Source organism: Haloplanus sp. C73 (assembly GCF_051195115.1).
GTDB lineage: Archaea > Halobacteriota > Halobacteria > Halobacteriales > Haloferacaceae > Haloplanus.
Genome location: NZ_JBNTJZ010000007.1, coordinates 83478 through 97426, shown reverse-complemented (window position 1 = coordinate 97426; position 13949 = coordinate 83478). Strand labels below are relative to the sequence as shown.

Genomic DNA, 13949 nt, shown 5'->3' with positions numbered 1-13949 from the left:
ATGGATCGACCGTCATGACTCTGGAACCACGATCCCGACTGAGTTCGTGGGACCAATGGGATGCCTCTCCAGCAATCGGACACCATATCCCGAGGACCACGTATTATCGAATAATGGGAGATGATTCAGTGTCGTCCGAGGACACTCCGGAGGTACAGGATGTCCTTGATGCGCTGGATGATCCCGCGTGTCGGGCTATTCTCCAGGAAACTATCGAACCAATGACTGCGAACGAACTCCTCGACGCATGTGACATCCCCAAGTCGACGCTGTATCGAAAATTAGAACTCCTCAGTTCCGCTTCCCTCGTTCGAGAACAGGAGACGATCAACCCCGGAGGTGGACGGGTTACCTACTACGAGCGGTCGTTCGAGGACGTCACGATCTCTATGGACGACACAGGTACGTTTTCGGTGAGCGTCGATCGGCCGCCGAAATCTACAGACGAACGGCTTGCAGATATCTGGTCGATGATGGGGGACGAAGTATGAACGGCGTCATCACGGCGATTGCAGTCGTCAAGTTCGTAATCCTGCTTCTCGGTGGCGGGATTACCTATATTGCATTTAAAGCCTATCGACGTACGGGTGCGGATTCGCTACGTGTCCTTGGTGTCGGGTTCGGTATCATCACACTCGGGGCAATTCTAACTGGCGTGGCCAACCAGTTCTTTTCTGTCGGATTGGCCCTCGGCGTGCTCATCAACAGCCTGTTCGTCGCCCTTGGCCTCGCGGTCATCATGTACTCGCTGTATATCCAGAAATGAACCCCGTTCCGAATGTTGCCGTTCCTGATCTCCGTCGGGGTAGCTACCTAATCCTTTTCGGCGTTGTTCTGTTCGTTCTCACGCTTGTTAGCAGTGCAATGCTCGCCCCTGCGATTGGGACGGCTTCGGAGACAGACCAGACGTCCCGAACCTTGGTCGGGTCTCAGGGGGGTGGCCCAGGCTGGCACGAATACGGCAGCGTCTATCTTCTCAACGGGACGAACACTACCTGGCGTGAATCGAGTGCTGATAGCTATTTTGACGTCACACAAACGGAGAACGGAACAGTGTTAGCCGGGTTCATGGACAGCGGGTACGCTTCGTGCGGACCGTACGAGTCTCCCTGTACCCGAACGGGATTCCGAGTCATTGACCCCGGGAAAGACCTGCAGGTGGTTTCGGAGTATAGCTTCCCGGTGCGAACGAACAAGAACAGCGAAGTCCACGATGTCGAACGACTCGAATCGGGAGAATACTTGGTCACCGATATGGAGTACGAGCGTATCTTTACTGTCAAGAACGGCGAAGTCACGTGGCAGTGGAATGCGAGTTCGTTCTACGACGCCCCACAAGATCCGACGACGACCGACTGGCTGCACATCAACGACGTGGACGTCATCGGCTCTGGGCGCTATCTCGTCTCAGTACGGAATGCCAACCAGCTACTCGTTATCGAGCGCGGCGAGGGCGTCGTTGAGGTTATCAATGAGGATACGACCGATTCGAACGATGCCAATTGCCGGAAATCCGGCCAGTTGAACGACTATGACAATGATGGCGATATTCGATGCGGTGACCCCGACGTGCTCAACCACCAGCACAACCCCCAGTGGCTCGGGGATGGTGCCGTCCTCGTTGCCGACAGCGAGAACGACCGAGTCGTGGAACTGCATCGAACGGAGGGCGGTAAATGGGAGCCAGCGTGGGCTCTTGATCGGGCAGCGGGTGTCGAGCTCGATTGGCCCCGGGATGCGGATCGCCTCCCGAACGGAAACACGCTTATCACCGACACGCTCAACCGGCGACTCGTAGAGGTCGACGAATCCGGGACTGTCGTCTGGAGCGTTCGAACAGAGCGTATCCCATACGAAGCCGACCGACTGCCCTACGGTGAGTCTGTCGGAGCCCCGAAGTACACGACTAACGGAAGCAGCGTCGACAGCCCTGACGCCGGCGTGCCGGTTCTCTCACTACTGCTGGTCGGGCTTCGGGCAGTCGTTCCGTCAACGCCATTCTGGTTCCGGGAACCACAACTTGGACTGACGCTTGTCTCTACACTCCTCATTGTCGTCGGCGGAGTTGATCGTATTCGTAACTAAATTTCCTCTCGAAGCCAGTCGAGAGCTCGCTCGCGTTTCTTGATGTCGAAATATCGCATTTCGTTGGGGGCGACTGGCCAGATCGGTCGGATTGCATACCACCAGTCGAACAGGAGTTTTGCCCATCGTGTATCGCCGACTGCGGCGTACCGGTCGATATCGAACTCAGGGCCGTACCGGAGATCGGGAACCACCCCGTGGAGGTGTGTGAGAAACGCCCTGAACGTCCAGTTCGGAACTTCCTCGTACACGTGGATGTACCCGTGCTTATCGCTCTTTTCGACGAGGAGTGAGTACAGCTCTTGATAGCCTGTTCGCGTGCCCTTCCCGACGCGAATCGCAATGAGGTTCTCGTTCGTCTCGTCCAACACCTCGAACATTTGATCGGGTGCTGTGTGGGACATCGTTAGTGGGAGTGATTCGTCGTACCGACAGGGTCAGTATCGGGATCGGTACGCCCGACGAGCTCCACGGTTGCGTGGTCGATTCCTCGATTCGTGAGATAGTCGTGAACCCGTGACTGGATTCTCCGTTGCTCCTCGAGTGTGGTCGACGTATCTGTCAGTCGGACGGTTGCGACGGTGAGTTGACTACAGACTTGCCAGACGTGGAGATCCTCAATCTGGTCGACGCCATCGAGTGTCGTCAATTCATCCCGGAGTTCTTCGGACGACACCGGGCTCCGTTCCAACAGGATCGAGGTGCTTTCCCGGAGGACGTTCCCGGCCGACGCGAGCACCAGCAGCCCAATGAGTACGGCCGCCACAGGGTCTGCGATGGGGAGATCGAACACTGCGACGGCGGCGGTCGAGACGATTACCGCAACAGAGCCACCGGCGTCACCGAGCAGGTGGTAGAACGCCCCGCGCTCGTTGAGACTCATCTCACCACCCTGCAACACGTACACGGAGCCGATGTTTACCAGCAGGCCACCCGTAGCGATGATCAGCGTCAACTCGGGATTGATCGCCACTGGCTCAAGGAACCGCTGGTAGGACTCCCAGACGATGTATCCGACCATTGGAAGGAGCAAGACGCCGTTCAGGAAGGCCGCAACCGGCTCCAGTCGGTGGAGACCGTACGACCACGCCTCGCCACCCTCGAACCGTTCGGCGGTGTAGCTCGCGCCGAACGCCATCGCGTACGCCAGCATATCGAACAGCATGTGGAGTGCGTCGCTGATAAGCGCGACCGACCCGAACAGGAGTCCACCAGCCAGTTCGATGACGAATCCAAAGAAATTGACGACCGCGACGAGCGCAAGCCGACGCGTACTGCCACTTGATTTAGACGGGAGGTTGTGCTCTGCGGTCTCCTCATCAGTATGCTCGTGAAGGGTCATAAGTTCACATTAGAGGGGGTTCTATTTCGAATCTGAGGATTCCGGTTGTTCCTGGGTAGATTCCTGGGCCCCGTCTTCACTCGTCACCATCGAATCCTGCGCCGTTGATTCAGTGCTATCCGAAGAGGTAATCTCCTCATCGGCTCCCTCCGGTTCTGGTTTGGACCGCTCCGATTCTTCGGAGAGTGATGTATCTTGGGCGGAGGAGCCCGCGAAATCGAGCGGACGAAGCCAGATGAACCAAACCACAAATACGGTTGTGCCATAGCCGACGATCCACACGAGGTCAGCAACTGCAGAGAGGTTCGCCTGTTCGAAGGTGTATACCAACAAACCGGGCCCGATGAGCCCAATGAGCACAACGAGGACGGCAAACTGCGGAGACGAGAGTCCGAACGGGTATCGTTGCTGATCTGCCTCCGTATGGGATGTTGCGTTTCCCTCATTCTCTGCACCCATCTTACCCCTCCGAAGCGCTGGTTTCGGTGTCTGTCTCCGGCGTGATTCGAGAGAGTCGCATCGCGTTCCCGGTGACGGCCGTCGTCATTCCGGCATCGCCAGCGAGGACGGCGAGCCAGATCGGGACGTATCCGAACGGGACTGCGACTGCCAGCCCGGCTTTGACAGCGAGACTCGACCAGATGTTCTGTCGGATGACCCCGTTCGCATCGTGTGCGAGTTCGTAGAGGTACGGGAGCTTTGCGAGGTCATCACCCATCAAGGCGATGTCGGCGGTCTCCAATGCGGTATCAGTCCCGGCAGCCCCCATCGCCACGCCGACTGTGGCGGTGGCGAGCGCCGGTGCGTCGTTGATGCCGTCACCGACCATCGCAACGCCGTCGTACTCCTCGACGAGCTCCTCGATCGCCGTCACCTTGTCCTCGGGGAGTAATTCGGCCTGGTACTCGTCGACGCCGACCTGTTCGGCGATCGCGCGGGCAGTCCGCTCATTGTCACCCGTCAGCATCACCGTTCGGGAGACGCCGAGTTGCTTGAGTCGCGTCACTGTTCGCTTCGCTTCGGGTCGGATCTCGTCGGCGACTGCGATGACGCCTTCGAGTTCGTCTTCGGTTCCAACGAGGACAACGGTCTTCCCTTCTGCTTGGAGTTCGGGAACGGTCTCGTCGAGAAGGTCGAGGCAGTTGTTCCGGTCGCATATCTGCCGAGCTGTCTGGGTGACGACACCGCCGTCAGTGGTCGCGTGGACGTGTGATAGGTCGAATCCCAGCTCCTCGAACAGCCCCGGCTTGCCAGCGAAGTGGGGCGTCCCGTCGAGGTCGGCCCGGACGCCCTTGCCGGTGATGCTCTCGAAATCATCGATCTCGCGCTCGGCGACTCCCATGCTGCCGGCCTCAGCGACGATCGCCTCGCCGATGGGATGTTCGCTCCGTTGTTCGAGCCCGCGGGCACACCGGAGGACGTCTTCCTCCGAATTTTCGTTTAATGGAACGACGTCAGTGACGGTGAGCTCACCTTTCGTGAGCGTCCCCGTTTTGTCGAAGGCGACGACGTCGACGGCCCCCATCGCTTCGAGGTGGTTGCCGCCCTTGATCAGGACGCCGTTCTTCGCGGCGCTCGTAATTCCCGACACGACGGACACGGGTGTCGAGATGACGAACGCACACGGGCAGGCCAGTACCAGTAACGTCAACCCGTAGACGACGGCCGTGGGCCAGGTCGTGCCGAGAACGTACGGGCTTCCCACCGTCGTCAAAATGGCGAAGGCAACGACGACTGGCGTGTAGTACGTTGAGAAGCGTTCGACGAATTGCTCGCGCTCGGTCTTGTTCGACTGGGCATCCTCGACCATCTCCACGATTCGCGAGAGCGTGTTATCACCGGCTTCAGAGGTAACCTCTACCTCAAGATAGCCCTCTTCGTTGATCGTGCCGGCGTATACCTCATCTCCCATCGTCTTGTCGACGGGTACGCTTTCGCCTGTGATGGGTGCCTGATTGACGGCGCTTTCACCGTCGACGACGGTTCCGTCCATCGGGATCTTCTCCCCCGGTTTGACGACGACCACGTCGCCGACAGCGACCTCGTCGACAGGAACTGTCTCCGTGGTATCGTCCCGTTTGACGGTTGCCTCATCCGGTGAGAGGTCCATCAACTCCCGGAGCGAGTTCCGAGCGCGATCCATCGAGTACCGCTCCAGCAGCTCGGCGATACTGAACAGGAACGCGAGGGTGGCCGCCTCGAAGTAGAGCGCCTCACCGAAGGCGAGGCTCGCAACGAGTGCTCCGAGGATAGCCACCGACATCAGGAAGTCGATATCGAGGTTCAGATTCCGAGCGGAGTAGTAGCCGTTGCGGAAGATCTCCTGACCACCGGACGCGACGGCAACGAGGAACAGTACGTCGGCGACGAGCAGCTCCGTTCCGAGAAGGCTTGCAAGCTGTACATTCTGCCCGGTCAGGAAGAACTCGAAGAGCAAGCCGAGAGCGACGAATCCACCGCTGATCCACGTCTTGAGTGCTCGTGGACTCGTCCAGATGCTCTCGCGTTCCTCAGTCGGGTCCTGCCGTCCTGATTCGTCGCTCGACGTGTCTGTAACCTTGTACCCGGCACGTTCGATAGCGCCGATGATATCGGCTTCTCCAGTCCTCGAAGAATCGTACGTGACGACGACGGTTCCGGTCGTCGGCTGGGTTTCGAATGTTGTAATTCCCTCGACCCTCTCGAGAGCGTTCTCGATTTTGCCAGCACACGACGGGCAATCCATTTCCGGAACCGTGAATTTCGAGGACACTTCGCCGGTGTCCTCCACGGTGTACCCGGCCTTTTCGACCCGATTAGCAATCGCGGTGGCACTCGTTTGTTCGCCGTCGTATGAAACGGTCAGCGTCCCTTTCGTCACTTGCGGGTCGACGCTGCGGATTCCGTCCAGTTTTTCGACGCTGTTCTCTACCTTTCCTGCACAGGATGGACAATCCATCTCCGGGACCGCGAATTGTGCAACGTCCCCTTGGTCTATGGGTGGAGAAACGTCGTCGACGCCCTGTTCTGTGTGTTGGGCGTGTTCGTGATCACTGTGGTCGTGGTCATGCGTGTGACTATGCTCGTGGGACCCTTCTTCGTGTTCGTGGGCGCGATCCGGTGGCTCACCACTCCTGTTGTGGGAATCGTCGTCGGGGGAGGTCATCACTCTCCCCTAGCCACTACACATTTATTAAATCGACTGCTATAAAACACCCATTTTCTGCCAATACCTAATAAATACTTTGCCCTATATTATTAACTCGGCCGTTGTCTCATCTCAAATGCAGACCTAAGTATGGTTTGCTCGATACTCACCGTGTTTGACCTCGAGGAAGAGCGTAAAGACTCCAAACACGACGAGGCCGACGCTCACCATCATGACTGTACTTTTGCTCGTCGGACTCATCATCGTCCCACCAATTATGAGGGTGAGCAGGACCCCGAACGCGATTACCGTTTTCGTGTTATCGAATTCCATCGATAGTTTGTTACTGAAACTCAATCAGATGTTGTTTCCGACGTCTCTGCTGTCGATACCGTTGCGCGGGTCTTCCTTCGAACGAAGCCTACCCAGACAAGTGCACCAACGAGACACAGGATACCAGCGATCGCAATCGATTGACCGCGGATTGTCGTCCCGGTCTGGTTCTGTGTGATCAGCAAGATACCGATGCCGAAGAGGACGAATCCTTGAACACCTGCTGCTTTCGCTGGTTCAGTAATATACTCCGCCTCTGTGAGAATGCCAGCAACAGATCCGACGAACAACAACAGTCCCGCAACAGAGACAGGACGAAGGCCGAGAACGACACCGACCTCCGAGAGAGCAAATCCAATAGCGACAAAGAGTGGCCATGGACTCGCTCCCGTGAAGGTTGAATCCGTGTCTTCGGAATCGCTCATTATCTCGAGTTGAGCTTCACGATATAATAAATCGGCTGTTATTGATACCCCCTATAGTTAATAGAAAATGGCTGTAATTCAGCCGTTAGTTAATATTGGTGCGGTATAACCTCACAGTCTGAAGCTGGTAATACTGCTTAGTCCCGATTCTCCGCGCTATCCCATCTTACGGTCAAATGGTTTTATAGAGACGCTCTGCCTACTCTTTTTTATGTGCATCTACTGCGACGCCTACGAAGAAGAGCGAGAAACGGAGAGTCAGTCTCCAGTCGAAGACAACCACTCTGAACAAAAGACTACTTCCACGCTGTCAAAGGGAGCGTTTGGACAACTTCGTTCTTCGCTAGCAGATCTGTTGTAACCGACCATTCTGGCCATTGATGACGCCACGTAGGTCGATACGCGAGCGGAGAAGTTCGAACGTCGAACCAGAACGGTTTCAACGCTGACTGGCCTACGGCCGAATAACAGCTTTCGAGAGTATGTCATACGAAGGCACTACGGTTCCACGGCGTGACTCACCTGCAGGGGAGTGTGATTACTGTGGGCATCCGTTCCCGACGACCGACCGCCTCGTCCTCCACAAAGGCTTAGAACATCCCCAAGAGCTGGATGACGACGAGGAGGACGCATTCCTCTCTGCCCGAGCAGACGAAGAAGACGAGTTGCGTACACTCCGTCTGAAAGCGCTTGGAGCCCTCGTGCTCCTGTACTTCGGTCTTCTATTCATGTATGCTATCTTTGCCTGACTCAGATACGAACACCGGGGCAAGCGAAGAGGTACACATAGAGTCAGGTCCAGGGTCGAGGCTTCGTCATTGGGTCGTCTCGAACACGAAGCTCAGACTCTTCGTACAGTTTGTACTCTGGGTCTCGATACTGACGCTGTTTACCGAAACAGTCGCTGCCGGTAACGGGATGACGCTCTCGAAGCAGCCTCGGGATACCCTTGCCGTTCCCCGATGGCTGTATCTTGCCACTGGCGGCGCCACGATCGGCGCCTCTGCCCTACTTGCGAGCTTCGTTACTGATCGAGCCTTTATCCGCTATCTCCACAACTGGTCACTCCCCGGTCCGACGGTCGACGACTGGTGGACACCGATTCGATGGATCGGACGTAGTTTTGGGATTGTCGTCCTTGGACTGGCAGTGTATCTCGGACTGACCGGACCGCAGCTCCCGACAGCAAGCTTCACCATTCTCGTCACATTTGTCGTCGTTCGAGCGGGCTTGCCGATGCTTACGTATCTTGGAGGGAACGTTTGGCCAGCACTGAACCCCTGGCGAGGGATCGTCTCGCTTCTCCCAGCTGGACACAGAACGTATCCAAGAGAATTAGCCCGATGGCCAGCTGTCGGTGGCCTATTACTCCTTGTGTGGATTGAGGTGATTTTCCCTGTCAGCACGATTCCGTCAATTCTTTCGCTTGCGATCCTCGGCTACAGTGCCGTCACAATCGCAGGCGCAGTACTCTTCGGTCCTGACGCGTGGTTCGAGAACGCAGATCCGTTATCCGTCCTGTTCCGATTTTTCGGGGCTGTCGCCCCTGTAAAACGGCGGGACGGGAAGCTCACTGTAAAACTGCCCGGTAGCGACCTGACTGACTCAGACTTAATCACGGACACCTCCGATGTTGCGTTCGTCATTGCGCTGATTTGGGAGCTCACGTACAGCGGCTTCATCACGACGCAGACGGGCGCAGCAACTACCGAGGCACTCGTCAGCCTCTCCAATATTGGAGTGGGAGCCGTACAGATTCGTGCGATCCTCATCTACACACTCCTTTTCGTCAGTGGCTACGTCGTTTTCTTCGCCGCGTATTGGTATGCGGGCGTACTCTCTCGGCGACGGACCGGGACATACATCACAGCGAAACGTATCGCCTTTCGGTTTGCACCCTCGCTATTGGCCATCGCAGCGGGATATCACCTCGCCCACTACACCGGACTGGCTGTATCCCTCAGTCCGGCTCTAGGCATGGCAATTCTCTCTCCACTGTCGCCCCCAGCGAATCCCCTGACATTGTCTCCACCTGGGTGGTTCGAGGGTTTGAGTATCGCCTACGTGCTCATCGGGCATCTCCTCGCTATCTGGGCAGCGCACGCGACCGCCTACGAACTCTTCTCGAGTCGTCTCGTCGCAATCCGGAGCCAGTACCCGTTCATCGGTGTGATGATCGGGTACACCGTTATTAGCCTCTGGATTCTCTCACTTCCAGGAGCGACGCCCCCATATCTACCCTGATTCTGGTGGTTTCGAGAGAACAACGGATCGCACACTAAGGTCAGAACTCAACCAGAAAGATCACTCGGCAGTGAACTCAATCGGGTCCATGTCGAGAAACGCGGTTTCGTAGCCGTCGTGGCGCGCCAGTTGGGGTGGTGTCTCTACAGTGATTCTGACCGTATCGCCAGTCTTGAGTTCATCAATACCCATCCCATAGAAACTCCCGAGGTCAGGATCAAGGGACGCTTGGAGTGTCCCTTGTGTGATTGTATCCCCTCCACGGTCGAGTGTTGCTGAAAGAGCCATCCTCGGGAGCATCACGCGATTGTAGGGTGTGCGTGGAGAAACGATTAGGAAGGGTCCTTCAGTATCACTAAACCGATGGTCACCGTCAACGAGAGCAACCAGCATCGTTGCGTCACCGGATTGCCCTTCGTGGAGTAGTCGACCGGGAAGCTCGGATTTTGTCGGCACGACCGGTTCAGGAATCATTTCCATATCCATTAGATCGACTGTCCCACGGGTGCCTGCTTTGTCCCCTAACCGGCGAATCTCCAAATTGTACGTCTCATCCGTATCGAACGTGAACTGCATCGTGGCAGACTGTCCCTCTGTAAATCGCCCGTTGAATGGACTCGTACGAGCTGTCTGCAACGGGCCAACCTGGAGCGTCACATCGTACTGTCCTTCCCCCGGGAGAGCGATATTGTCGCCGTAGTGGAACCCCATATTCGGCGAGATCATCGGCCAGAGGTTGGTCGAGGACACTCGACCGTCGCTGTTACTGATTTCGACAGAGACGTCGACCGGGAGGATCGTCTCCGTCTCGGTGTCCCAGACACTCGCCATCAGATGCACCGAATCATCCGACTGAACGACGACTTTCGTCTTTCGTGAGCCAGTGAGGTTCCAGAAACGGTGCGGGAAGGAGTGCATCAGTGCAAATCCGAGACTGCCTGCCGTCGTCGTTCCGTACATTCCCATCCCTTCGATGATTGCCGGATAGTAGACCGCGTCAGGTCGATCCTCCACGATCGGTGGATCACGCCATGCAGACTGCGTCTCGAATCCGAGCCGCCCCAGGCAACCAGACAGTACCAGGCCCCCCGAGAGAGCAGTCCCCTGTTTGAGAAACGTTCTCCGATTCATGTTCTCCTCTGAGATACTATGTTTGGTAGATTCATTGAGTCGACCTCGCTGTCGTCAACCGGGGGTTTCTGTAACTGCCAGCCTCGGCCATTCTGTGACTGTCTACGCTAAGCGAACGACGAATCCGGTGAGTACCAGGAGTGAGACAACGCCAAGTAACGTCGCCAGTAGGAGGTGCTTCTCTTCCATAGATTTGGCTTCGGTTGGAATTCTAAAGACACCTTTGGAACTACAACGTCACCTGCACATCTGGCATATCAACGAAGGCTGTCTCGTATCCTTCATGGCGAGCTGTTTGTGGGGGCGAATCGACCGTGATCGTCAGCTCATCTCCCGTCTGTACATCTGCGACCGTCGCTCCGTAGTGATAGCGGAGCTCTGGATCGATGGTTGCCTGTAGAATTCCGTCGAACACTGACATCCCGTCACGGTGCAGTGTTCCCGAAAGCGACATCATCGGCAGCATCGTTCGATTGTAGGGTGTGCGCGGAGAAACAGCGAGATACCTCTGCTCCTCGTCCCCACCGAAACGTGACGCGTCTTCGAGGATCGTAACCACGAACTTCGCGTCCCCACTCGTCCCCGAGCCACGAACGTCCCCCGGGAGCGCGTCCGGTGTCGGCACTTGCGAACTCGGTAACATCTCCATGTCCATCAGGTCGACAGCACCCTTCGTGCCTTCTCTGTCGTCGGGAATGTCCGTATACGAGATCTCGTTGAGCGTCGATTCGCTGAATTCGAACTCGAACGTGAACGAGGCGTTCCCCTGATTCTCGGCCAGCGACCCCGTCCGTCGCGTCGACGGCCCGCCGATGCTGACCTCGACAGTGTATGTGCCGTCGCCCTGGAGCTGTGCGTTATCGCCGAAGTGAAACCCCATCGGCTGGGAGAGCATCGGCCACGGTGCGAACTGGTCGACCTGCTCGCCGTCCTGTGTAATCGTGAGCTGTGGATTGATATCGGGTGGGATGATCCCCGTCTGTGTCTCCCAAACGACCGGCATCAGGTGAATCGAATCTTCGGATTGAATCTCGACCTTCGTGATCCCATTCGGCTTCATCAGCCAGAACCGGTGCGCATACGAGTACGTGAGCGCACAACTGTACCCGCCCTGTTCCTTCATTCCGGGCATTTTCATGCCCTCGTAGTGGGTCGGATAGTAGACTGCGTCCGGGCGGTTCTCGGGGAGCGGTGGTGCCCGCGCTGACCGCGTCTCAAACAGGCCGGTACACCCCGCGAGCCCCACGAGTGACGTGCCCCCGACCGCCCGAAGCACGTCACGACGATTCATGCGTCACCTCCTGTGCGTTCTCGACCGGTCGCGCAGGCGGCAGCGAACGCAACGACCGTGGGGGGACGAGGAAATTACCGCGACGCTCCGTTCGGATGTACTGCAGGATGCCGTTGTTGTTTCGCTGACCGACGGCCGACTGCTCGGTGACGTCAGTGCCATTCATCGCTTCTCTCGTGTCGACGAAGTCGGTGATCCGTCGCTGGAGCGCAAGGAAGTGGAGGCTGGCGGTTTCACCGTCGGTAGAATCGAAGTCGCGCCGAAGGATGAGAGGCGAGTCATCGTCATCGCGAGCGCGGGCGGATTTCTGGGAGTGACCGACGACGCCCATCTCGCGGGCCGTCTCATCCGTTGGCTGACAGTCGTCGATTTTGCTGCTGGTTCCGAGATTGTCTCCAGCGCCCTCGATTACGTCGTTCTCGGCGTGGTACGGACAGAACATCTTCGCCTCACGCTGCCAGCGATCGTCCTGATTGTACCACTGATTGAGATTGAGCTGGAGCTTGGAGATGTGCTGGGTCGTTCCACCGGCGAACGGCCCCGACTGGATTGTCACGCGATCTTCACTGGCCTGGTTCTTTTTGAATCCCGATTTGAATCCCATAAACAGCGGCGCGTCCTCTGGGACCTTATCTGCCGGAACACCCTCTGCATCGTCAGCATTCTCCGCCGGCAACCCGTCCCCAATAAAGCCCGTCCGCCGGTCGGCGATTGAGAAAACATCGGTCAGTGTAGCGTCAGGCTGATCGACACCGTTGAGGGTTGATTTGTTCCCTTTGAGGGCTTCTTCGGCACCGAGCACCACCTGTGCCGTGTTACTCGCGAGATGGACGACTGCATCGGGCGTATCGAACTCGGGATCCTCAAACGGCGCAAGTGCTTCTGGATCAGGGAGGTCAACGTCTTCGGGAAGCGATTCGTCGAATCGGTCGAAGTATGCCGGAGAATAACTCACCGTGAGCAATAACCCGCCCCCGCTTCGCTCGTAGGCGTGTTCGATCCCACGGAGAGCTGTTTCAACTTGGTCACGGTCGTCTTCGTTCGGGGGCCCGTCTCGTCGGTAATTTAGATAGAGGAGCACACGATGGCTCGGAGCGACGACGTTCCCGTGGTCGTCCCGTGGGAGGGCCTCATTCCAAGCGTGCTGACGTTGTGGATACGACGAGAGATCATCCGGCCCTGTTGGGACGTCAACATCTTCACGGCCTAAACAGGCACTGAATGCCGCTGCGCCTCCGATAGCGACGGCCGACTTGAGGAATTCTCTGCGAGGGATACCTCTCTCATCAGTCATTGACGACAGTTAGGAAGCCAACGGAAAAGGCGGTTCTGGTAGAGTTCTTGAATCCCCGCTCAAGGTCGGTAGTAGACTATCTGGTGATGAGCTTCTTCACCAAGTTCCACCCGATAAATCGGGGGGCCCGCTTGCGGTATTGCTCGTATTCCTGGCCATACTGCTCTCGCAGCCACGGTTCTTCGGCAAACGGGAACAGTGCGTACACGAGGATGGTCAAGATGCCGTGTACAGCCAGTTTCCGGGAGTTCACTGCAATGATCGCGCCGACGATGAACGTAATGAATCCCACGCTCTGAGGGTTGCGCGTGTACTGGTAGATACCGTTCGTCCGAAGTTCCCCTTCTCTTCCACTGCTTTCCATCCACCCAAGTTCGAAGAGTGCTGAGAGGGCAAATCCCATCCCGAGTGCGGCGATACCGCTACCCGTGAGTTTGCTCCAACGTTCGGTGAAAATGAAGGAGTCCCGATCGAGCGCGCCCAGCACGGGAAACCCAGCGAACACGACGGAGAGCGCTGACCAATTGAACCACCACCGCCAAGAGCTGTCACCGATGGGCCACACTCGACGGTCAGGATGAACCGCACTGATGGCGTACCCGAGAATCAGCGTGACATCCGCGACGACCGCCGTCAGGAGCGCACGATCTGAGAACGAGGACATACGTGTATGTCGT

Annotated in this window: 15 protein-coding genes; 5 read left to right on the top strand and 10 right to left on the bottom strand. The window is 57.2% G+C overall.

Annotated elements, in window-relative coordinates; translation table 11 throughout:
- Positions 1-113 precede the first annotated feature (113 nt).
- The 3 genes from ACQUSQ_RS13035 to ACQUSQ_RS13025 are packed head-to-tail and all read left to right on the top strand — an operon-like array spanning position 114 to position 2085.
- Positions 114-491 carry a winged helix-turn-helix domain-containing protein gene (locus ACQUSQ_RS13035; RefSeq protein WP_004594564.1) on the top strand — a complete coding sequence of 126 codons (378 nt, stop codon included), beginning with the start codon at positions 114-116 and terminating at the stop codon, positions 489-491.
- The gene (locus tag ACQUSQ_RS13030; RefSeq protein WP_004594563.1) at positions 488-766 is read left to right on the top strand and encodes a DUF7521 family protein; all 279 of its coding nucleotides are present in this window, start codon (positions 488-490) and stop codon (positions 764-766) included. Before ACQUSQ_RS13035 ends, ACQUSQ_RS13030 begins: the two co-directional genes overlap by 4 nt.
- Entirely contained in the window at positions 763-2085 is a 1323-nt protein-coding gene (locus tag ACQUSQ_RS13025; protein WP_004594562.1) for an arylsulfotransferase family protein, read from the top strand. Before ACQUSQ_RS13030 ends, ACQUSQ_RS13025 begins: the two co-directional genes overlap by 4 nt.
- Here ACQUSQ_RS13025 and ACQUSQ_RS13020 read toward each other — a convergent pair.
- From ACQUSQ_RS13020 to ACQUSQ_RS12995, 6 genes are all read right to left on the bottom strand, one after another.
- On the bottom strand, positions 2082-2465 hold the full coding sequence (locus ACQUSQ_RS13020) for an STAS/SEC14 domain-containing protein (RefSeq protein ID WP_004594561.1): 384 nt from the start codon (positions 2463-2465) through the stop codon (positions 2082-2084). The two genes, ACQUSQ_RS13025 and ACQUSQ_RS13020, sit on opposite strands and share 4 nt — an antisense overlap.
- 26 nt (positions 2466-2491) lie before the next feature.
- Positions 2492-3427 (bottom strand): cation diffusion facilitator family transporter, encoded by a 936-nt coding sequence (locus ACQUSQ_RS13015; RefSeq protein ID WP_004594560.1) that lies wholly within the window; start codon positions 3425-3427, stop codon positions 2492-2494.
- Between the two features lie 21 nt (positions 3428-3448).
- Complete coding sequence (locus ACQUSQ_RS13010) at positions 3449-3886, bottom strand: hypothetical protein (RefSeq protein ID WP_004594559.1); 438 nt, start codon at positions 3884-3886, stop codon at positions 3449-3451.
- Between the two features lies 1 nt (position 3887).
- Positions 3888-6572, bottom strand: coding sequence for a heavy metal translocating P-type ATPase (locus ACQUSQ_RS13005; RefSeq protein WP_004594558.1), 2685 nt, complete (start codon positions 6570-6572; stop codon positions 3888-3890).
- Between the two features lie 126 nt (positions 6573-6698).
- Positions 6699-6887, bottom strand: a complete 189-nt coding sequence (locus ACQUSQ_RS13000) for a DUF7333 family protein (RefSeq protein ID WP_004594557.1) — start codon at positions 6885-6887, stop codon at positions 6699-6701.
- Between the two features lie 20 nt (positions 6888-6907).
- Positions 6908-7312 (bottom strand): DUF7541 family protein, encoded by a 405-nt coding sequence (locus ACQUSQ_RS12995; RefSeq protein ID WP_004594556.1) that lies wholly within the window; start codon positions 7310-7312, stop codon positions 6908-6910.
- A 482-nt stretch (positions 7313-7794) separates the two neighbouring features.
- Between ACQUSQ_RS12995 and ACQUSQ_RS12990 the strand changes: the two genes are divergently transcribed.
- Entirely contained in the window at positions 7795-8061 is a 267-nt protein-coding gene (locus ACQUSQ_RS12990; protein WP_004594555.1) for a hypothetical protein, read from the top strand.
- A complete protein-coding gene (locus tag ACQUSQ_RS12985; protein WP_004594554.1) occupies positions 8045-9556 on the top strand; it encodes a hypothetical protein in 1512 nt (503 codons plus the stop codon). The genes ACQUSQ_RS12990 and ACQUSQ_RS12985 overlap by 17 nt, the downstream gene beginning before the upstream one ends.
- Before the next feature lie 60 nt (positions 9557-9616).
- Here the strand turns inward: ACQUSQ_RS12985 and ACQUSQ_RS12980 are convergent, their stop codons facing one another.
- The 4 genes from ACQUSQ_RS12980 to ACQUSQ_RS12965 all read right to left on the bottom strand — a co-directional run bounded on the left by ACQUSQ_RS12980 (position 9617) and on the right by ACQUSQ_RS12965 (position 13936).
- Positions 9617-10687 carry an iron transporter gene (locus ACQUSQ_RS12980; protein WP_011222433.1) on the bottom strand — a complete coding sequence of 357 codons (1071 nt, stop codon included), beginning with the start codon at positions 10685-10687 and terminating at the stop codon, positions 9617-9619.
- A gap of 229 nt (positions 10688-10916) precedes the next feature.
- Positions 10917-11978 (bottom strand): iron transporter, encoded by a 1062-nt coding sequence (locus ACQUSQ_RS12975; RefSeq protein ID WP_004594552.1) that lies wholly within the window; start codon positions 11976-11978, stop codon positions 10917-10919.
- Complete coding sequence (locus ACQUSQ_RS12970; protein ID WP_011222434.1) at positions 11965-13272, bottom strand: twin-arginine translocation signal domain-containing protein; 1308 nt, start codon at positions 13270-13272, stop codon at positions 11965-11967. The genes ACQUSQ_RS12975 and ACQUSQ_RS12970 overlap by 14 nt, the downstream gene beginning before the upstream one ends.
- A gap of 76 nt (positions 13273-13348) precedes the next feature.
- Entirely contained in the window at positions 13349-13936 is a 588-nt protein-coding gene (locus tag ACQUSQ_RS12965; RefSeq protein ID WP_004594550.1) for a methyltransferase family protein, read from the bottom strand.
- Positions 13937-13949 lie beyond the last annotated feature (13 nt).